The sequence below is a fragment of the Pseudomonas sp. 1176_21 genome (assembly GCF_052850635.1).
The window spans coordinates 63663-84293 of sequence record NZ_VXCV01000010.1; the positions used below are offsets into that span (position 1 = coordinate 63663).

Below are 20631 nucleotides of genomic sequence, written 5' to 3' on the forward strand. Positions count from 1 at the left end.
GCCTGTCTCCTTGGTTGAATGAGGCTCGTGGCGCGGGAGGCGTACGGGCGCTACTGGAGGAGACGAAGCGGCGTGCGGATAAATTAGCGACGCTGGGAAAATCCCGCGGCACCTGCCGGCGCTAGCAGTTGAAGGTCAGGTTGTAATGCACCGAGCGGTGGTCCGATGCCCCCGGCGCAGAGACGTTCCCCGGCGCCGGCACCTGCGAGGTGCCATTGGTCACCGCATAGTCCAGCATGTTGCTCGGCGCCACGCTGGGGTGGGTACTGCCGCCCGCCAGCTCGATACGGGCGATGTCTTCGGGCGACACCCAGTTGCCACGCGTCGGCACCGGGGGAGTGGTCGGTCGCGGATCGCGGTTGAAATCCCCCAGCAGCGCGAACGGCGTATCGGTGTGCCAGCTGATCTCCCTCAACATGCGCGCGGCGTTGACGCCCCCGCCGGAAATGGCATGCAGGTTGAAGATCGCCAGCTCCGGCGTGTTGCCCGCCAGCGCTCGTCGCCTCACACGCACCCCCATGGCCGGGCGGTAAAGGGGCGGGCCCGCCACCGGCAATTGCCCGTCCGAGATGATGGCCAGTTGGCTGACCATGAACTCGCCGGGGTCAGGCATCACGATCGCCAGGTTCACCCGCAACCGCTGCACATCGAGGAAGTAGATCAGGTAGCGCTCGGGCCGGCTGCGGGTGCCGGCCTGCCAGCTGTAGACATGGATGTCGTGGTGACTGCCGAACTGGTCGGCCACCCGTTCGGTGCGGCTGAACACCGCAGAATGCGGGGCAACGCCGACCTCCTGCAGAACCACCACATCGTTGCTGCGCAACAGCGGCAGGACCCCGGTCAACCATTTGCTCTCGGTGCTGACCGATGCGCCCTGCAGGTTCCAGGTGGCCACCCGTATCGGCACCTCAGTGCGCGCGCTGCGACCTATTTCGATCTGTGCCGAGGGCCCTGCAGTGTTCAATCGGCTGTGGTAGTAATCACGAATGCGCCCATGCAGGCGAATGTGCGCATGCCACGGGCCGAAGATGGCCATGACCCCGTGCTGGAGCATGCGCAAGGGGTCGCCAGGATCCAGCAGGTGTGGCCCCTGTACGCTCCTTAGGCCATTCATGACCAGGGCATGGTGCACACGGTAGAGCCCGATCATCACGCCATGACGATACAGCCCTGGCGAGGCCTGAAGATGCTGCAACACCGTGGTGTCGCTGTACCAGCGGCGCAACAGGGTGGTCATGCATGCCCCATAGCCGGCCTGTGCCTCATGGTTGCTGCTGCGTATCAGGCGTGCCGAAACGATGTAGTTCAGGTAGACCAGGGTATGCACGCAGTCCCGGGGCCTGGCGGCGGCGAGCAGCGCCACCGCGTCCATGAACACCACGTCGACCTGCTCTTCGAACGCAACGGCCGGCATGTCGGGCACCAGGTTGTTGTCGATGTACAGGCCAATGACACGGTCAACGGGCATGGGAACACCTCCACCGGGTCAGGCCTTCTGGAACAGCGCAAACAGCTCGCCATCGAGCACGCCCAGCCCCACCCGCTCGGTAGCGGCCAGGTTGCTGCTGACCGTTGCCGGGCTGAGGGCATTGCCGTCATAGGCGTATTGATAGAGCGCGCGACCGTCGGCATTGGCAATGCTGCGGGTGAAGGCGAGTTTGAGCAGCCCCGCGTGAACCGTCACACCCGGCATGAACGGGTAGGCCTGCTCGATGAACACCCGTGGCTCTGTCCAGGCCTGCTTGCCGTCGTACTTCACCAACAGGGTCCGACCATCGCCATCCTTGTAGAACAGGTGGATCAGGCCCTGGTAGACAATGGCGATCGGGTCGTCGGGGGTGGTCACCGCTACCCCCCTGGCCCTGAGCACCGGGCCATTGCCCCAGTTTTCCAGGTCTTCACTGCTCAGGCACTCGATCTGCCTCGTGTGGCCGTGCCGATAGAAGGCGTGCAACCGCCCTTGAAACTCCACCAGCGACGGCGAGCCGTGCATGGGCTGACTCAACGTCATGGGCTCGAACCCCATGAGCGTGTCGTTGTAGGAGGCCAGGGTGTATTCACCCTGGTCATCGCTTCGAAACGCATGGACCTTGTCCTTGAACACAAACAGCGCCAGTGACCTGCTCGGGGTCACCATCAGTGGCAGCACCGTCGGCGTCGTCCATACGTCGATGCCACTCACTTTCGCGACGAATTCGGCCACGTTGCCGTCGGCGTTGTAGGCGCAATAGAGCACGCCCCGGTGTACGACTACCCGGCAACCGCCAGCCACAGGCTGCGACTCGGTAGGGAAAGCACGGTTGAAGATGCCGTGCACGTTGGCTGCGTAACAAAGTTGCATCGCCTGCTCCAGAGGTACAAAGAGCCCCCAGTAGAACAGCGCAGCCCGGCCGGATCAGCCGGGCAAAGCCCAGCGTGTACGTGAGAAACCGGAAGTTGCACGGGCCCGGGTGTGACCTGCCGGGCTGGCAGCAGGCGCACATCGCTGTGCGATTGTTCGGGCCAGATGCACAACACGGGGTTCGCACCGGCGCAGCGCAGGCGTATCGTATGCACTCGAATCCTGATAGGTAACACGGAGTTTCCCCATGCTTGGCGTAACGGACTACGGTGCCTTCGTGATTGCCTTCCTGGTGCTGCTGGCGATCCCGGGGCCGGGCAATTTCGCGCTGATCACTGCCACCGGCAAGGGCGGCATCAAAGGCGGCCTGGGCGCCACCTTCGGCGTCATCCTGGGTGACCAGGTGCTGTTGTGGCTGGCCGTGGCCGGTGTGGCAGCGCTGCTCACCACCTACCCGGCAGCGTTCCATACCGTGCAATGGCTGGGTGCAGCGTACCTGGCCTACCTGGGCCTGCGCATGGCCCTGGCCAAACCCGGCAGCACGCCGGTACGGCCGATGAAGTCCAAGCACTACCTGCGCCAGACCATGATGATCACCCTGCTCAACCCCAAGGCGATCATGTTCTACATGGCGTTCTTTCCGCTGTTCGTCGACCCGGTCCGGCATCAGGGCTTCGTGACGTTCGGCTTCATGGCGGTGACCATTGCCGTGCTGACCTTCCTGTATGGCCTGGTGGCCGTGCTGCTGACCCACAACCTGGCCGCCCGCCTGCGCGCCAACCCCAAGGTCTCGAACCTGCTCGAACGCCTGGCCGGCATGTGCCTGGTGGGCTTCAGCATCAAGTTGGCGGTACTGCGCTAAACCCCTGGCGCGGGTCTACTACACTTGCCTGACCTTGAAGCGGCGCGGCAAGTGAGACGACATGAAGCGACTGACACAATTGATCGGCGGCGCCCTGCTGGCACTGGGCCTAGCCTCCCAGAGCCTGGCGGCGCCCGCTGCGGCCCCCATCCACTTTGGCGACATCGCCTGGGAAAGCGGCAGCCTGACCACGCAACTGCTGCGCTTTATCGTCGAGAAAGGCTACGGCTACCCCACCGACACCCTGCCCGGCAGCACCGTGAGCATGGAGGTGGCGCTGGCGCGCAACGACATCCAGGTGATCGCCGAGGAATGGGCTGGCCGCAGCCCGGCCTGGACCAGGGCCGAGCAGGCCGGCCAGGTGTTCAGCATCGGGGACACGGTCAAGGGCGCCGACGAAGGCTGGTACGTGCCCGCCTACGTGATCAAGGGCGATGAACAGCGCGGCCTCAAGGCACTGGCCCCGGACTTGCGTTCCGTCCAGGACCTCAAGCGCCATGCCCCACTGTTCAAGGACCCCGAGTCACCCGACAAGGGCCGCTTTCTCAACAGCCCCAGCGGCTGGACCTCCGAGACCGTCAACAGCCAGAAGCTCAAGGCCTACGGGCTGGACGGGCAGTACGTGAACTTTCGCAGCGGCTCGGGCGCGGCGCTGGACGCCGAAATCACCTCCGCCATCCGCCGTGGCAAGCCGGTGCTGTTCTACTACTGGTCGCCCACCCCGCTGATGGGCCGCTACGAGCTGGTGCGCCTTGAAGAGCCGCCATTCGACGCCCAGGCCTGGGCCACCCTCACCGACCCCAGCAACCCCGAGCCCAAAGGCACCCGCTCGCTGCCGGCCAGGCTGTCGATCGGCGTATCGGCGCCGTTTCGCCAGCAATACCCGGAGCTGGTGGCATTCTTCGCCAAGGTCGATCTGCCGATCGCCACCCTCAACAGCGCCCTGGCAACGATGAGCGAGCAGCGCCAGGCACCGGACGCTGCAGCGCAGGCCTTTCTGAAGGCGAACCCGAGCATCTGGAAGGCCTGGCTGCCCGCCGAGGTGGCGACCAGGGTCGAGTCGGCCCTGTGAGTACGGGCTTTCCCGAGGCGCTGCACGTTTCGTTCGCAGACAGCGTCAATCGCTTCGTCGACTGGCTGGTGCTGGCCTACGGCGACCAGCTTCGGGCGGTCTCGGACGGCCTGCTGCAACTGCTGGTAGGGTTGGAAAACCTGCTGCGCGCCACGCCGTGGTGGTTGCTGCTGGCGCTGGTGGCACTGCTGACCTGGCACGCCACGCGCAGTGTGCGGCGGGCGCTGCTGCTGAGCGGCCTGCTGTTTCTGATCGGGGTGGTCGGCCTGTGGGACAAGCTGCTGCAGACCTGCGCGCTGGTGCTGGTGAGTACCGGCCTGTGCCTCCTGATCGGCATTCCGTTCGGCATTTTGCTGGCCAGCCGGCCACTGGCGCGCCGGTTGCTGATGCCGGTGCTGGACGTGATGCAGACCCTGCCCAGTTTCGTGTACCTGATCCCGGTGCTGATGCTGTTCGGGCTGGGCAAGGTGCCGGCGATCTTCGCCACCCTGGTGTATGCCCTGCCGCCGCTGGTACGCCTCACCGAACTGGGCCTGTCGCAGGTGGACCCGTCGCTGACCCAGGCCGCCCAGGGGCTGGGCGCCAACCGCTGGCAGCGCTTGCGCCGGGTGGCGTTGCCGTTGGCGCTGCCGAGCATCCTGGCCGGCCTGAACCAGTCGGTGATGATGGCGCTGTCGATGGTGGTGGTGGCCTCGATGATCGGCGCGCGCGGCCTGGGTGAGGACGTGCTGGCCGGCATCCAGACACTGAACGTGGGCAAGGGGGTCGAGGCCGGGCTGGCCATCGTTGCGCTGGCGATCGTGATCGACCGCATCACCCAGGCGTATGGCAAGCCGCGTTAAACCTGCTGTAGCCAGACAAACGGACAATCGGCAGTGTCCATGCTCATCGCGAATTGCGCAGCCGCGAGCGGTGCTGAAAAGATGGCCCTCTTTACCTGCGCCAGATCCCCCCTTAGACTACAGGCCTTTTCCCGCATCCCGAGGTATTCGTCCAATGCGCCATTGATGCCACCGTCGTTTCAGACGGCCCGTCTTCAGCCCCGTCACCGGGGGAAGCACCAGGCATCCTTGGAGGTTCGCATGACGAACACGTCATCCCTGACGCTGGACAGCGTCACCTATGCACTGCCAGACGGCAGGCTGCTGTTTTCCAACCTCACCGAACGTTTCGACCAGCGTCGCACCGGCCTTGTGGGGCGTAACGGCGTGGGCAAATCCATACTCGCACGCCTGATGGCCGGTCAGCTCGAGCCCAGCGATGGCCGCTGCCTGCGCCAGGGGCGCGTGCACTACCTCGCTCAACAGCCGATCACCTCCCGCACCACGGTCGCCGACCTGGCCCAGGTACGCCAGGTGATAGAAGCGCTCCAACGCATCGAGGCTGGCAGTACCGCCGCGAGCGACTTCGAGACTGTCGGCGAACGCTGGAACATACGCGAGCAACTGCACAGCCACCTGGCCCGCGAGCAGCTCGGCATGCTGCGCTGGGATCGCCCCGCCGAAACGCTGAGCGGCGGCCAGGCCATGCGCGTGGCACTGCTGGGTGCGTTTCTCGGCGACGCCGACTACCTGATTCTCGACGAGCCCACCAACCACCTGGACGCCCCCAGCCGCGCCGCCCTGATGATCATGCTCGAACGCTGGAGCAAGGGGCTGCTGGTCATCAGCCACGACCGCACGCTGCTCGCCAGCATGCAGCGCATCGTCGAGCTGTCGCCCTCGGGCCTGCACAGCTACGGGGGCGACTACAGCGCATTCACCGCTTGCAAGGCCCGCGACACCGAACTGGCCGAGCGCAATCTCGAACGCTTGAAGCTCGAACGCCAGCGCCAGGCCCGCGACCTGCAGCGTCAACACGAGCGCCTCGAACGCCACCAGGCCAGGGCCGGCCACGAGGCCAAGCACAGCAACCAGGCGAAGATCCTGCTCGACCGTCAACAGCAACGCAGCGAGGCCACCGCAGGCAGGCAGCAGCGCAACCACCTGGCCACGCGCCAGGCCATGGACACCCAGGTGCGTGAAGCCGCTCAACGCCTGGACCCGCAGCAGCCGGTGGTACTGCACGCGCCGGCACGTCAGTTGCCGCCAGGCAGCCAGATCGCCTGGCTGCGTGACCTTGAGCTACCCCACATCGAGCATCCGCACGCGCTCGACCTGGTGCTGTACGTCGGCCAGCGCCTTGCCCTCACCGGCGCCAACGGCAGCGGCAAATCCACGTTGCTCAAGGTGCTGGCCGGGCAACTGCCGCCTAGAAAGGGTGAATGCGAGACCCGCGCCAGCGTGGCGTACCTGGACCAGCAGTGCAGCCTGCTCGACCCGAGCGTATGCGTGCTGGAGCATGTGCGCGAGGCGTGCCGTGAACTCGACCAGAGCAGCGTGCGCACCCGATTGGCGCAACTGGGCCTGGATGCAGACCGCATCACCCTGCCCAGCGGCCTGCTCAGTGGCGGCGAACGGCTCAAGGCAGCGCTGGCCGCGGTACTCTACAGCGACCAGCCAGCGCAATTGCTGTTGCTCGACGAACCCAGCAACCACCTCGACCTGCCATCGTTGCAGGCCCTGGAACAGATGCTCTGCCAGTATCAGGGGACCCTGCTGGTGGCGTCCCATGACCTGGTGTTCCTGCAACACCTGCAGTTGCAGGGGCAGCTGTGCATGCCGCAATCAGAACTGCACGGCTTCGGTGACGCACAAGGTGGCAAAACCACTGCCCAGGGTGAGGTTGTGATGGGCGACGATGGCCTCGGCGCCTAGGCCGGGGGTATCCATGCAGGTGTGCGCGTCGCTGACCAGTACCGGGCGCACGCCCAGCTCGGCAGCAACGCGGCAATTGGTATCGACGCAGTACTGGGTTTTCATGCCGACCACCACCAGTTCTTCAACGCCCGCCTGCTGCAGCCACTCACGCAGCGGCGTGTTCCAGAAGGCACTGGGCCGGAACTTGTCGAACACACGGTCGTATTGCTCGTCTACCTCCAGCGCCGGGAGCAGTTGCCAGGGTGTGCTGCCGGCCTCGATCGGCGAACCCTGCGGGCCGGTGTGGCGCGCGACGAATATCGGCGCCCGTGCCGCCCGTGCGGTGCCGATCAGGCGGTTGATGTTGGCCAGTATCCGCTCGCCCTGCCAGGGCTGTTCGGGGCCATGGAACAGGCCGACCTGCATATCCAGAATCAGTAACGCGCGCCGTACGGGCATGGTGTCTCTCCTTAAGATGCCAGCCGGACGCGCCAACCAAAAGGCCCCGTCCATTGCTGGCGGGGCCTTGGGTGACCTGCTGCGTTCGCTTTACACAGCCACCCATCGCCCGCCGATGGCGATCGTGGTGGTGCGGGTCGAGGTCAACAGGTCGATACTCATGTCACGCACAATGCTCCACGAGCCCTGCGTCGGTCAAGCCCATGGCGGCGCGACCACTCACGCTCGTCACGCCGGACCTGAAGCGCTGGCGGCCGGGCACCGGCGCAATCGGCATCTGCCCGTTTCCGATCTGCACGGGATGTATTATCGTGGCTGCTTGCGCAATATGCGTGGCCTGACCATACAGGCATTTGCCAACCGATCGAGGGTGCCATGAGTAACGAGAGCATTAACTGGGACAAGCTGGGCTTTGACTACATCAAGACCGACAAGCGCTACCTTTCCTACTTCCGTGATGGCGAGTGGGACAAGGGCACCCTGACCGAAGACAACGTACTGCACATCAGCGAAGGCTCCACCGCGCTGCACTACGGCCAGCAATGCTTCGAAGGCATGAAGGCCTACCGCTGCAAGGATGGCTCGATCAACCTGTTCCGCCCCGACCAGAACGCCCTGCGCATGCAGCGCAGCTGCGATCGCCTGCTGATGCCGCGGGTGCCGACCGAACAGTTCATCGAGGCCTGCAAGCAGGTGGTCCAGGCCAACGAACGCTTCGTACCGCCGCACGGCAAGGGCGCCCTGTACCTGCGTCCGTTCGTGATCGGCGTGGGTGACAACATCGGCGTACGCACCGCGCCGGAGTTCATCTTCTCGATCTTCGCCATCCCGGTTGGCTCGTACTTCAAGGGCGGCATGACCCCGCACAAGTTCCTGATCTCCGATTTCGACCGTGCCGCGCCCCAGGGCACCGGCGCCGCCAAGGTCGGTGGCAACTACGCAGCCAGCTTGCAACCAGGCTATGAGGCCAAGAAGGCCGGCTTTGCCGACTGCATCTACCTCGACCCGCTGACCCACAGCAAGATCGAGGAAGTGGGTTCGGCCAACTTCTTCGGCATCACCGCCAACAACGAGTTCGTGACCCCGAAATCCGCCTCGGTGCTGCCGGGCATCACCCGCCTGTCGCTGATGCAACTGGCCGAATCGCGCCTGGGCCTGAAGGTGATCGAGGGCGACGTGCTGATCAACCAGCTGGACCGCTTCATCGAAGCCGGTGCCTGCGGCACCGCTGCGGTGATCACCCCGATCGGCGGCATCCAGTACAACGGCAAGCTGCACGTGTTCCACAGCGAGACCGAAGTCGGTCCGGTGACCCAGAAGCTCTACGCCGAGCTGACCGGTATCCAGAGCGGTGACGTCGAAGCGCCAGCGGGCTGGATCGTCAAGGTCGCCTGAATGCATCGCGGGTCAAGCCCGCTCCCACAGGTTCATCGCAACCCTGTGGGAGCGGGCTCGACCCGTGACTGGCTGCCCAGCAGCCCTTTTTCAAGATGAATTTTTCTTTAACCCGGGCACCGCCTATTCTTTGGCACAATCGAGTCTCCACACGCCGCCCAGGTAAGAGCATGCCCCGCGTACTGACTATCGAAGACGATGCCGTCACCGGCCAGGAAATCGTCGCCGAACTCTCCAGCCACGGCCTTGAGGTCGACTGGGCCGACAACGGTCGTGAAGGCCTGGCCAAGGCAATCGCCGGCGGCTATGACCTGATCACCCTCGACCGCATGCTGCCCGAAGTCGACGGCCTGACCATCGTCACCACCCTGCGCAACCTCAAGATCGCCACGCCGATCCTGATGATCAGCGCCCTCTCCGATGTCGACGAACGCGTGCGCGGCCTGCGCGCCGGTGGTGACGACTACCTGACCAAGCCGTTTGCCTCCGACGAGATGGCGGCGCGCGTGGAAGTGCTGCTGCGCCGCAACAGCGTGCCGATGGCCCAGACCCGCCTGCAGGTCGCCGACCTGGAGCTGGACCTGATAAGCCACGAGGCCCGGCGCGGCGAGCAGACCCTCAACCTGCTGCCCACCGAGTACAAGCTGCTGGAATTCCTGATGCGCCACGCCGGCCAGGTCATCACCCGCATGATGATCTTCGAGGAAGTCTGGGGGTACCACTTCGACCCCGGCACCAACCTGATCGACGTGCACATCGGGCGTCTGCGCAAGAAGATCGACGCCGCCGGGCAAACCCCGCTGATTCGCACCGTGCGGGGCTCCGGCTATGCCATTGCCGAACCCGTCTAAGGGCTGGAGTTCGTCCACCAGCCGCCTGCTGGCGCTGTACAGCTTTCTGTTCGTGGCCTGGAGCAGCATCCTCATGGGGGTGCTGTACTTCGAGGTGTCCGGCTACCTGAACAAGCTCACCCGCCATTCCCTGTTGCAGCGCCAGCATCTGTTCGCACACATGAGCGGCAAGCAGCTCGACGACGCCCTGATCGCCAGCCAGGCCTTCGACGAACGCAGCTTCGATGCCTACGGGCTGTTCGACGCGCAGTTCAACCCACTGGGCGGGCAGATCCGCCAGATCCCGCCCGAGCTGGGCCTGGATGGAAGGATCCACGAGCTCAGCCGCTGCCTGGATGCCGATGACCCGCGCATGCCAAAAGACAGCTGTGATGCCGTAGCGCTCAAGGTGCGCGATGGCCGCTGGCTGGTGCTGGTACGCGACAACGGTTCGCTGTTCGTGGTCACGCGGATCATTCTGCATGCGTTGCTGTGGGGGCTGTCGCTGACCATCATTCCCGGCATCGCCGGCTGGTACCTGCTGCGTCGCCGCCCGCTCAAGCGCATAAGGGCGATCCAGGCCAGTGCCGAGCTGATCGTGGCCGGCGACCTCACCCACCGTCTGCCGCTGTCGTCACGCCGTGACGAACTGGACATGCTGGCAGCCATCGTCAACGCCATGCTCGACCGCATCGAGCGGCTGATGCATGAGGTCAAAGGCGTGTGCGACAACATTGCCCACGACCTGCGCACCCCGCTGACGCGCCTGCGGGCCCAGCTGTACCGGATCCGCCAGCAGGTCGGCGACGACTCGATCCAGGCCGACCAGATGGACCAGGCCATCAGCGAAACCGACACCCTGATGGCGCGTTTTCGCGGGTTGCTGCGCATCAGCGAACTGGAAGACCGCCAGCGCCGTGCCGGCTTCGTCGAACTGGACCCGCGTGCCCTGCTGGTGGAGCTGCATGACTTCTACCTGCCGCTGGCCGAGGACGGCGAAATTCGCCTGACCCTGGTGCTGCCCGACCAGTTGCCGGCGCTCAAGGGCGACCGCGAGCTGCTGTTCGAGGCCCTGGCCAACCTGCTGGGCAATGCCATCAAGTTCACCCCGGCCGGTGGTCAGGTGCGGATGCGAGCCCGTGAAGACGCCCAGGGCGTGCTGATCGAGGTGGAGGACAGCGGGCCGGGGATTCCGGCGGACGAGCGCGAGGCCGTGCTCAAGCGGTTCTACCGCAGCGAGGAAGGTCATCGGCACAACGGGTTCGGGCTGGGGCTTTCGATCGTTGCAGCGATCGTCGACCTGCATGGGTTTGAGCTGGAGGTAGGAGACAGCGAATTGGGCGGGGCGCGGCTGGTGTTGCAGTGTCGGCCGAAGGTGGCCAGTTAGGGCCTCATCGCGGGTCGAGCCCGCTCCCACAGGTTGATCACTGATCTAGAGCACAGTGATCAACCTGTGGGAGCGGGCTCGACCCGCGATGAGGGCAGCGCGATCAGTCAGCCAGGCGCCAGGTCGTCGTGCCCTTGCCGTCTTCCAGCACCACGCCCATGGCGGTCAGCTGGTCGCGGATGCGGTCCGATTCGGCCCAGTTCTTGTCGGTACGTGCCTGCAGACGCGCCTGGATCAACGCCTCCACTTCAGCCGCATCGACCTTGCCTTCGGCGCCCGCCTGCAGGAAGTCGTCGGCCTCCAGCTGCAACACGCCCAGCAGTTCGGCCAGCTCGCGCAAGCGGCCCGCCAGGCCAGCGGCCACCTCAGGCTCGGCCTCGCGCACGCGGTTGATCTCGCGCACCAGGTCGAACAGCACCGCACAGGCTTCAGGCGTGCCGAAGTCGTCGTTCATGGCCGCGGCAAAACGCTCGACATACGCCTCGCCACCTTGCGCGGCCACGCGCGGCAAGCCGCGCAGCGCATGGTAGAAGCGTTCCAGCGCGCCCTTGGCTTCGCGCAGGCTGTCCTCGGAGTAGTTGATCGAGCTGCGGTAGTGGCTCGACACCAGCAGGTAGCGCACCACCTCCGGGTGATACTTGTCGAGCACGTCGCGAATGGTGAAGAAGTTGTTCAACGACTTGGACATCTTCTCGCCATTGATACGGATCATGCCGCAATGCATCCACGCCTTGGCGTACTGCTTGCCGGTGGCCGCCTCGCTCTGGGCAATCTCGTTCTCGTGGTGCGGGAACTCCAGGTCGTTGCCGCCACCGTGAATGTCGAAGCTCTCGCCCAGGCAGCAGGTCGACATCACCGAGCACTCGATGTGCCAGCCCGGACGGCCCGGGCCCCACGGCGATTCCCAGCTCGGCTCGCCGGGCTTGACGCCCTTCCACAGCACGAAGTCGAGCGGGTCCTGCTTGGCCTCGTCGACCTCGATGCGGGCACCGATGCGCAGGTCTTCGATCTTCTTGCGCGACAGCTTGCCGTAGCCGACGAACTTGCCGACGCGGTAGTACACGTCGCCGTTGCCCGGCGCGTAGGCATAACCCTTGTCGATCAGGGTCTGGATCATCGCGTGCATGCCGGCGATGTGGTCGGTGGCACGCGGCTCCTGGTCCGGCGGCAGGATGTTCAGACGGCGCTCGTCCTCGTGCATCGCGTCGATCATGCGCGCGGTCAGCGCTTCGAACGATTCGCCGTTCTGGTTGGCGCGGTTGATGATCTTGTCGTCGATGTCGGTGATGTTGCGCACATAGGTCAGGTCGTAGCCGCTGTAGCGCAGCCAGCGCGTGACCAGGTCGAACGCGACCATGCTGCGCCCATGGCCCAGGTGGCAGAAGTCGTACACGGTCATGCCGCACACGTACATGCGAACCTTGTTGCCATCGAGCGGAACGAAAACTTCCTTGGTCTTGCTCAGGGTGTTGTAGATGCTTAGCACGTAGAGTTCCTTAGCTGCCCCACGAATCGCGCAGGGTCACGGTGCGGTTGAACACCGGCTTACCCGGCGTGGAGTCTTTCAGGTCGACGCAGAAGTAGCCTTCGCGCTCGAACTGGAAGCGGTCTTCGGGCTGGGCCTGGCCCAGCGAAGGTTCCGCACGACAACCGCTCAGCACCTGCAGCGAATCGGGATTGATGTTGTCAAGGAAGCTGCCGCCGTCGTCGGTCTTCTCGGGGTTGGCCGAACGGAACAGGCGGTCATACAGACGTACTTCGCACTCGACGCTGGCCGCGGCCGGCACCCAGTGGATCACACCCTTGACCTTGCGGCCCTCGGGGTTCTTGCCCAGGGTGTCGGGGTCGTACGAGCAGCGCAGCTCGACGATGTTGCCCTCGGCATCCTTGATCGCCTCGTCGGCGCGGATCACGTAGCTGCCACGCAGGCGCACTTCACCGGCCGGCTCCAGGCGCTTGTAGCCCTTGGGCGGCTCTTCCATGAAGTCGTCGCGGTCGATGTAGATCTCGCGGGCGAACGGCAGTGCACGCACGCCCATGTCTTCCTTGGGGTGACGCGGCAGTTCGAGCTGCTCGACCTGGCCTTCGGGGTAGTTGGTGATGACTACCTTCAGCGGGCGCAGTACGCACATGGCCCGTGGCGCGGTGCGGTCCAGGTCGTCACGGATGCTGAATTCGAGCATCGACATGTCGACCACGCCGTCGGAACGGTTGGTGCCGACCATCTCGCAGAAATTGCGGATAGACGCCGGGGTGTAGCCACGACGGCGGAAGCCCGACAGCGTGGACATGCGCGGGTCGTCCCAGCCCTGTACGTGCTGCTCGTCCACCAGTTGCTTGAGCTTGCGCTTGCTGGTGATGGTGTAGTTCAGGTTCAGGCGGCTGAACTCGTACTGGCGCGGCTTGCACGGCACCGGCAGGTGGTCGAGGAACCACTCGTACAACGGACGATGGCTTTCGAACTCCAGGGTGCAGATCGAGTGGGTGATGCCCTCGATGGCGTCCGACTGGCCATGGGTGAAGTCGTAGATCGGGTAGATGCACCAGGTGTCGCCGGTCTGGTGATGATGGGCATGGCGGATGCGGTACAGGATCGGGTCGCGCAGGTTCATGTTCGGCGAGGCCATGTCGATCTTGGCGCGCAGCACGCGCTCGCCATCCTGGAACTCGCCGGCCTTCATGCGCGCGAACAGGTCGAGGTTTTCCTCGACGCTGCGCTCGCGGAACGGGCTGTTCTTGCCCGGCTCGGTCAGGTTGCCGCGGTACTCGCGGGCCTGCTCCGGGGTCAGGTCGCACACATAGGCATTGCCCGACTTGATCAGGTCGACCGCCCACGCGTGCAACTGCTCGAAGTACTGCGAGGCATAGCGCACCGGGCCGGTCCACTCGAAGCCCAGCCACTTGACGTCACGCTGGATGGCGTCGATGTACTCCTGGTCCTCTTTGGCCGGGTTGGTGTCATCGAAGCGCAGGTGACAGGCACCGCCGAATTCCTGGGCCAGGCCGAAGTTCACGCAGATCGACTTGGCGTGACCAATGTGCAGGTAGCCGTTGGGCTCCGGCGGGAAACGGGTGACGATGCTGGTGTGCTTGCCCGAATCCAGGTCGGCCTGCACGATCGGACGCAGGAAGTTCACAGGGACGGCGGGCGCGCCTTTGGCAGCGGCGTTGGGAGCGTTGTCAGCGGTGGGCTTGCTCATAGGATCCTTGAAATACCGGTACACGGCCCGGGTAGGCCGACTGAATCAAAGCGCTTATCATAGCCCAAGCGCCCGAGCTGCCGACAGGGCAGCGCCGACAAACTGGCGCTATATTCGGCTGGCCGGGCAAAAAAACTGCCGTGACGTGCGTATCGTGGCCTGTAAACTGTGCGTCAGGGTTACTACGCGATCCTGCGCACCCATTTCTTGAATGCCTGAAAAGCGAGAATTTGAGCATGACCCAAGTCAAACTGACCACCAATCACGGTGACATCGTCATCGAGCTGAACGCCGAGAAAGCCCCGATCACCGTGGCCAACTTCATCGAGTACGTCAAAGCCGGTCACTACGAGAACACCGTGTTCCACCGCGTCATCGGCAACTTCATGATCCAGGGCGGCGGTTTCGAGCCGGGCATGAAAGAGAAGAAAGACAAGCGCCCGAGCATCCAGAACGAAGCCGACAACGGCCTGAGCAACGACAAGTACACCATCGCCATGGCCCGTACCATGGAGCCGCATTCGGCCTCGGCGCAGTTCTTCATCAACGTCGCCGACAACAGCTTCCTCAACCACAGCGGCAAGAACGTGCAGGGCTGGGGTTATGCGGTGTTCGGCAAAGTCACCGAAGGCACCGACGTGGTCGACAAGATCAAGGCCGTTGCCACCGGTTCCAAAGCCGGCCACCAGGACGTGCCAGCCGAAGACGTGATCATCGAGAAAGCCGAGATCATTGGGTGATACTGCTGATCTCCGATCTGCACCTGCAAGAAGAACGCCCGGACATTACCCGGGCGTTTCTTGATCTGCTGGCCACCCGTGCCCGCAGCGCGCAAGCGCTGTACATTCTCGGGGACTTTTTCGAGGCCTGGATCGGCGACGATGCCATGACGCCCTACCAGGCGTCGATCTGCCAGGCCTTGCGTGCGCTGAGCGACACGGGCACCCAGGTGTTCCTGATGCACGGCAACCGCGACTTCCTCATCGGCCAGGCGTTCTGCAAGGCCGCAGGCGCCACCCTGCTACCCGACCCCAGCGTGGTCGAGCTGGGCGGCGAGCCGGTGCTGCTGATGCATGGCGACAGCCTGTGCACCCGTGACGAAGGCTACATGAAGCTGCGCCGTTACCTGCGCAACCCCGTGAGCCTGTGGGTGCTGCGCCACCTGCCGTTGCGCACGCGGCACAAGCTTGCGCGCAAGCTGCGCAGCGAAAGCCGCGCGCAGACGCGCATGAAGGCCAATGACATTGTCGATGTGACGCCCGAGGAGGTACCGCGGGTGATGCAACAGCATGGCGTGCGCACCCTGGTGCATGGGCACACCCATCGCCCGGCGATCCACAAGCTGATGGTGGGCGATGCGCCGGCGCGGCGTATCGTGCTGGGCGACTGGGATCGCCAGGGGTGGGCGCTGCAGGTGGATGAACAAGGGTTCCAGCTGGCACCCTTCGACTTTGCCTGAAGGCCGTGCGGGCCCTATCGCGGGTCAAGCCCGCTCCCACAGGTAGATCATTGCTCTGATGATCATTGATGTACCTGTGGGAGCGGGCTTGACCCGCGATGTCAGCGCAGCGCGCTGACGCTGTGCCTCAGTGCCCCGCCGATGCCGGCCCGGCCTTGGCCGCGAACGGCGGCTTGGCCAGCCACACCAGCAGCACCAGCCCGACGAACACCCAGCCCATCAACGTGAAGTAATCCACCGTCGACATCATGTACGCCTGGCTGTTGAGCATCTGCTCCAGCTGCGCATACGACTGCCCGTTCGCCCCGCCCAGGTGGCCGAGCATGTCACGGGTGGCCGGCTCATAGGTACTGATGCTTTCGCTCAGGTACGCATGGTGCTGGTCGGCCCGGCGAATCCAGATCCAGGTGGTCAGCGACGCGGCAAAGCTGCCGCCCAGGGTCCGCAGGAAGGTCGCCAGCCCCGAGCCGTCGGCGATCTGCTGCGGCGGCAGGTCCGAAAGCAGGATGCTCAAGGTGGGCATGAAGAACAGCGCCACGCCGATACCCATGAACAGCTGCACCAGGGCGATGTGCTGGAAGTCCACCTCGTTGGTGAACCCTGCCCGCATGAAGCAGCTGGCACCGATTGCCACGAACGCCAGCCCCGCCAGCACACGCAGGTCGAACTTGTGCGCGTACTTGCCCACGAACGGCGACATCAGCACCGGCAGCAGGCCGATCGGCGCCACCGCCAGCCCCGCCCAGGTGGCGGTGTAGCCCATCTGGGTCTGCAGCCATTGCGGCAGGATCAGGTTGATGCCGAAGAATCCCGCATACCCGCCCACCAGCACGATGGTGCCGATGCGAAAGTTGCGGTGGGCGAACAGGCGCAGGTTCACCACCGGGTGCTTGTCGGTCAGTTCCCAGATGATGAACACCGCCAGGAACACCACCGAAATCAGGCTGCCGATGACGATGAAACTGGATTCGAACCAGTCCAGGTCATTGCCCTTGTCGAGCACGATCTGCAATGCCCCCACCCCGACGATCAGGCTCAGCAGCCCGATGTAGTCCATCGGCTGGCGGCTGGTGCTCACCGGCCGGGTACGCATCTGCTGACGCACCACGGCGGCGGCGAACAGGCCGATCGGTACGTTGATGAAGAAGATCCACGGCCAGCTGTAGCTGTCGGTGATCCAGCCACCGAGTATCGGCCCGGCAATCGGCGCCACCACCGTGACCATCGCCAGCAGCGCCAGGGCCATACCCCGCTTGGCCGGGGGGTACACCGCAATCAGCAGGGTCTGGGTCATGGGGTACAACGGCCCGGCCACCACGCCCTGCAACACGCGAAAGCCGACCAGCTCGGGCATCGATTGCGAGATACCGCACAGGAACGACGCCAGCACGAACAGCAGCGTGGCCCAGATGAACAGCTTCACCTCGCCGAAGCGCCGGCTCAGCCAGCCGGTCAGCGGCAAGGCTATCGCGTTGCTCACCGCGAACGAGGTGATGACCCAGGTGCCCTGCTCCGAACTCACCCCCAGGTTGCCGGAGATGGTAGGCAGGGCGACGTTGGCGATGGTGGTGTCGAGCACCTGCATGAACGTCGCCAGCGACAGGCCGATGGTGGTCAGCAGCAGGCTTGGCGGGGTGAACGAAGCCTGCCCGCTCATCGCTGCGCAGTCTTGCCGCTGGCGGCGCTGTTGTCATGGATCAGGCGCGCGATCAGGGTATCGGCCTCCACCAGCTGGCGGTCGTACACCTGGGTGGCGAACGAGGCTTTCTGCGGCGGCTGTTGCGCCAGCACCGGGCCGCTCTGGTCGTGCAGGTCGACGTCGACCTGGGTCGACAGGCCGATCCGCAGTGGGTGTTCGGCCAGTTGCTCGGGGTTGATGTGGATCCGCACAGGCACGCGCTGGACGATCTTGATCCAGTTGCCGGTGGCGTTCTGCGCCGGCAGCAGGGCGAAGGCGCTGCCGGTACCGGCGCCCAGGCTGTCGATGGTGCCGCTGTACTTCACGTCGCTGCCGTACAGGTCGGCAACGATGTCCACCGGCTGACCGATACGCATGTTGCGCAGCTGGGTTTCCTTGAAGTTGGCGTCGATCCACAGCTGATCCAGCGGAATCACCGCCATGGTCGCGGTGCCCGGCTGCAGGCGCTGGCCCAGTTGCACCGTGCGCTTGGCCACATAACCGGTGACCGGCGCCACCAGGGTGGTGCGGGCATTGTCCAGGTAGGCCTGGCGCAGGTCGGCGGCGGCAGCCTGCACTTCGGGGTGCGAGGAGACCACGGTGTCGTCGACCAGCGCGGTGGTGGTGTTGAGCTGCTGCTGGGCATTGCTCAGCGCGCTTTGTGCCGATGCCAGGTCGTCACGGGCGTGGGACAGCTCCTCCTGCGAGATCGCCCCGCCGGCGGCCAGGGTCTTGCGTCGGTTGTAGTTTTCCTGGGCCTTCTGCAGCTCGGCCTTGCGCGCCGCCACCTGGGCCTTCTGCCCGTCGACGTTGCTGTAAAGCCCACGCACCTGGCGCACGGCGCGGGCCAGCTTGGCCTCGGCGCTCTGCAGGCCGACCTCGGTGTCGCTCGGGTCGAACTGGATCAGCACCTGGCCGGCGTGCACCAGGTCGCCATCGTCGGCGCCGATGCTGGTGACGGTGCCGGTGACCAGCGGGGTGATTTCCACCACGTTGCCGTTCACATAGGCGTCGTCGGTGTTTTCGCTCCAGCGCCCGTAGAGCTCGTGCCAGGCCCACACACCGGCGCCAAGCACGAGTACGAGCACCAGCAGCCCGAGCAGCAGCGTCTTGCGCTTGCGCTGATTGTTGAGGTCCTGCTCGGTAGGGGCAGTGTCCGGGGAGGATGCAGTGGCCATGAGAAATACCTTGGCGTTTTATTGATTGCGGGAAGTCGAGGGCAATGCGGCGGCCTGGGTGTCGGCCTGGTAGCCGCCCCCCAGCGCCTGCATCAACTGGATCGACAGGTCGATCTGTTCGGCGTTCAGTTCGGCCAGCTGACGCTGCGACTGCAGCAGCTGCTGTTCGATGCTCAGCACATCCAGGTAGTTGCCGATGCCGGAGCCATAGCGCTGCATCACGGTGTCGTAGGACTGCTGGGCGATGTCGGTGGCACGTTGCTTGGCTGCAATCTGCTGGCCCAGTGCATGCAGCTGGTCGATGCTGTCGCTGACCTCGCCCAGTGCACGCACCAGGCTCTTGTTGTATTGCGCCACGGCCAGGTCGTAGTCGGCATCACGGGCATCGAGGTCGGCGCGCAGGCGCCCGCCGTCGAAAATCGGCAGCGACACGGTCGGTGCGATGTTGAAGAAGCGGCTCGGCGCGCCGAAGATCGCATCGCCCAGCAGTGCCTGGGTGCCGGCGGCGGCGCTCAGGTTGAGGTTGGGGTAGAAGCGTGTCTTGCTCGCATCGATCGACTTGCTCGCCGCCTCGACCCGCCAGCGCGCGGCCACCAGGTCCGGACGCCGGCCCAGCAACTCGGCCGGCAGCACCGAGGGCAGCGCCACCGCAGCAGGCTTGAGCACATTGGGGCGAGCGATCTGCTGGCCACGGTCGGGGCCCTTGCCCAGCAGCACCGCCAGCGCGATCTGCGCGCTGCGCAGCTGCTTCTGGGCATTGATGGCCTGCTCCTGGGAGCTGGCCTCCAGGCTTTCGGTCTGCTGCAGCTGGTACTGGCTGTCGATACCCGAGGCCAGCCGGCGCTGGCTGAGTTCGAGCATCTGGCGGGTACGCTTGAGGTCTTCCTGGGTCAGGTCGTTGACGATGTGCGCCTGGCCCAGCTGGCTGTAGGCACGGGCAACGTCGGCGGCCAGGGTCAGTTGTGCGGCCTGGCGGTCCACCTCGGCGGCACGGGCCTGGCCCAGGGCGGCTTCCCAGGCATCGCGTTGCCCACCCCAGAGATCGAAGGTGTAGTTGAAGGTCGCGCTCAGGCTGCGCAGGGTGGAGTAGCTGCCGCCCTGCCCCGTCGGGTCCTGGTCACGGGCCAGGCGCGAGCGGCTGACCCCGGCGCTGGCATCCAGCGTGGGCATGCGCTCGGCGTCGGCAGCGTAGGCCGCGGCGCTGGCCTGATGGGCACGGGCGCTGGCAACCTGCATGTCGGGGCTGTCGCGCAAGGCCTCGCCGATCAGGCTGTCCAGTTGCGGGTCGCCAAGGCGGGTCCACCAGTCGCCCTTGGGCCAGGCCGCAGGCGACAGGGCTACGCCGCCGAGGGTCTTGCCAGCCTGCAGGTCGGCGGCGCCGAGGCGCCGGCCCTGGGTATCGAGGCCACTGTAGTTGGCGCAACCGGCCAGGCTCAGGGCAAGCACCAGCAGGCTTGCACCGGCACGCAGGGCTCGTGGTTTCATTGGGCCTCCACGCGCAGAGCGGTGACGGCATCGCCGGCCGCCAGCAGCACCTTGGTCAGGATCTTTTCCAGGGTCTTGAGCTCGTGCGGGGCCAGCACGCCAACCAGCTCGTTCATCGCCGAGGCACCGATCTGGGGCAACTGGCCGGCCAGCACATCGCCATCGGCGGTGAGCTCCAGGCGTACCTGGCGGCGGTCCTGCGGGCAGCGGCTGCGGGCGATCAGGCCCTTCTGCTCCAGACGATCGAGCATGCGCGTCATCGACCCGCTGTCCAGGCTGAGGAAACGGCACAGTTCGGCGGGGGTATCGACCCCGTACTGGGACACGATGATCAGCACCTTGAACTGCGCGGCGGTGACGCCGAAGTCCTGCAGGTGGCTGTCCAGAATGCGGTCCTTCACCAGTGCGGCGCGCCCCAGGAGCATGCCGATGGTGCAGGACTGGAAGTTTTCGGGAGTGAAGTGCTGCATGAAGGGAGATACCTGCTTAGGCAGTGGATGCCGCAGATATTACTGCTCAGGCAGCGAATGGCCAAGCATTAATTAGC

At 65.1% G+C, this 20631-nt stretch carries 18 protein-coding genes; 9 read left to right on the top strand and 9 right to left on the bottom strand.

Annotated features, from left to right (window positions below; translation table 11 throughout):
- Positions 1-121 precede the first annotated feature (121 nt).
- Together FW760_RS20820 and FW760_RS20825 are read right to left on the bottom strand one after the other, a co-directional pair.
- The gene (locus FW760_RS20820) at positions 122-1468 is read right to left on the bottom strand and encodes an endonuclease/exonuclease/phosphatase family protein (RefSeq protein WP_054915704.1); all 1347 of its coding nucleotides are present in this window, start codon (positions 1466-1468) and stop codon (positions 122-124) included.
- Positions 1469-1486: 18 nt separating this feature from the next.
- The gene (locus FW760_RS20825; protein WP_116053409.1) at positions 1487-2341 is read right to left on the bottom strand and encodes a hypothetical protein; all 855 of its coding nucleotides are present in this window, start codon (positions 2339-2341) and stop codon (positions 1487-1489) included.
- 247 nt (positions 2342-2588) lie between these two features.
- Between FW760_RS20825 and FW760_RS20830 the strand changes: the two genes are divergently transcribed.
- The 4 genes from FW760_RS20830 to FW760_RS20845 all read left to right on the top strand — a co-directional run bounded on the left by FW760_RS20830 (position 2589) and on the right by FW760_RS20845 (position 7031).
- Positions 2589-3203 carry a LysE family transporter gene (locus tag FW760_RS20830; RefSeq protein ID WP_043863051.1) on the top strand — a complete coding sequence of 205 codons (615 nt, stop codon included), beginning with the start codon at positions 2589-2591 and terminating at the stop codon, positions 3201-3203.
- A gap of 61 nt (positions 3204-3264) precedes the next feature.
- The gene (locus FW760_RS20835; protein ID WP_116053406.1) at positions 3265-4275 is read left to right on the top strand and encodes an ABC transporter substrate-binding protein; all 1011 of its coding nucleotides are present in this window, start codon (positions 3265-3267) and stop codon (positions 4273-4275) included.
- Positions 4272-5117, top strand: coding sequence for an ABC transporter permease (locus FW760_RS20840; RefSeq protein WP_043863053.1), 846 nt, complete (start codon positions 4272-4274; stop codon positions 5115-5117). Before FW760_RS20835 ends, FW760_RS20840 begins: the two co-directional genes overlap by 4 nt.
- Before the next feature lie 240 nt (positions 5118-5357).
- Complete coding sequence (locus tag FW760_RS20845) at positions 5358-7031, top strand: ABC-F family ATP-binding cassette domain-containing protein (RefSeq protein ID WP_116053400.1); 1674 nt, start codon at positions 5358-5360, stop codon at positions 7029-7031.
- Here FW760_RS20845 and FW760_RS20850 read toward each other — a convergent pair.
- A complete protein-coding gene (locus tag FW760_RS20850; RefSeq protein WP_043863055.1) occupies positions 6942-7472 on the bottom strand; it encodes a cysteine hydrolase family protein in 531 nt (176 codons plus the stop codon). The two genes, FW760_RS20845 and FW760_RS20850, sit on opposite strands and share 90 nt — an antisense overlap.
- A gap of 375 nt (positions 7473-7847) precedes the next feature.
- On the opposite strand from FW760_RS20850, the gene FW760_RS20855 reads away from it, so the two are divergent.
- The 3 genes from FW760_RS20855 (at position 7848) to FW760_RS20865 (ending at position 11084) form a co-directional block, all read left to right on the top strand.
- Complete coding sequence (locus FW760_RS20855; protein WP_043863056.1) at positions 7848-8867, top strand: branched-chain amino acid aminotransferase; 1020 nt, start codon at positions 7848-7850, stop codon at positions 8865-8867.
- Between the two features lie 170 nt (positions 8868-9037).
- Positions 9038-9718, top strand: coding sequence for a response regulator transcription factor (locus tag FW760_RS20860; RefSeq protein ID WP_043863057.1), 681 nt, complete (start codon positions 9038-9040; stop codon positions 9716-9718).
- The gene (locus tag FW760_RS20865) at positions 9696-11084 is read left to right on the top strand and encodes a sensor histidine kinase (protein ID WP_054915700.1); all 1389 of its coding nucleotides are present in this window, start codon (positions 9696-9698) and stop codon (positions 11082-11084) included. Before FW760_RS20860 ends, FW760_RS20865 begins: the two co-directional genes overlap by 23 nt.
- A gap of 103 nt (positions 11085-11187) precedes the next feature.
- On the opposite strand, the gene cysS is transcribed toward FW760_RS20865, so the two are convergent.
- Both cysS and FW760_RS20875 read right to left on the bottom strand, forming a co-directional pair.
- Positions 11188-12570 (bottom strand): cysteine--tRNA ligase, encoded by a 1383-nt coding sequence (gene cysS / locus FW760_RS20870; protein WP_043863059.1) that lies wholly within the window; start codon positions 12568-12570, stop codon positions 11188-11190.
- 10 nt (positions 12571-12580) lie between these two features.
- On the bottom strand, positions 12581-14284 hold the full coding sequence (locus FW760_RS20875; protein WP_043863060.1) for a glutamine--tRNA ligase/YqeY domain fusion protein: 1704 nt from the start codon (positions 14282-14284) through the stop codon (positions 12581-12583).
- 236 nt (positions 14285-14520) lie between these two features.
- On the opposite strand from FW760_RS20875, the gene FW760_RS20880 reads away from it, so the two are divergent.
- Positions 14521-15024, top strand: a complete 504-nt coding sequence (locus FW760_RS20880; RefSeq protein ID WP_043863061.1) for a peptidylprolyl isomerase — start codon at positions 14521-14523, stop codon at positions 15022-15024.
- Positions 15021-15743 carry a UDP-2,3-diacylglucosamine diphosphatase gene (gene lpxH, locus FW760_RS20885; protein ID WP_043863062.1) on the top strand — a complete coding sequence of 241 codons (723 nt, stop codon included), beginning with the start codon at positions 15021-15023 and terminating at the stop codon, positions 15741-15743. Before FW760_RS20880 ends, lpxH begins: the two co-directional genes overlap by 4 nt.
- A gap of 127 nt (positions 15744-15870) precedes the next feature.
- Here the strand turns inward: lpxH and FW760_RS20890 are convergent, their stop codons facing one another.
- The 4 genes from FW760_RS20890 to FW760_RS20905 are packed head-to-tail and all read right to left on the bottom strand — an operon-like array spanning position 15871 to position 20554.
- Positions 15871-17400: a DHA2 family efflux MFS transporter permease subunit gene (locus tag FW760_RS20890; protein WP_043863063.1), complete on the bottom strand. Its 1530-nt coding sequence runs from the start codon at positions 17398-17400 to the stop codon at positions 15871-15873.
- The gene (locus FW760_RS20895; RefSeq protein WP_043863064.1) at positions 17397-18599 is read right to left on the bottom strand and encodes an HlyD family secretion protein; all 1203 of its coding nucleotides are present in this window, start codon (positions 18597-18599) and stop codon (positions 17397-17399) included. Before FW760_RS20895 ends, FW760_RS20890 begins: the two co-directional genes overlap by 4 nt.
- Positions 18600-18617: 18 nt before the next feature.
- Entirely contained in the window at positions 18618-20084 is a 1467-nt protein-coding gene (locus tag FW760_RS20900) for an efflux transporter outer membrane subunit (protein WP_088515681.1), read from the bottom strand.
- Complete coding sequence (locus FW760_RS20905) at positions 20081-20554, bottom strand: MarR family winged helix-turn-helix transcriptional regulator (protein WP_116053394.1); 474 nt, start codon at positions 20552-20554, stop codon at positions 20081-20083. Before FW760_RS20905 ends, FW760_RS20900 begins: the two co-directional genes overlap by 4 nt.
- Positions 20555-20631: the final 77 nt, after the last annotated feature.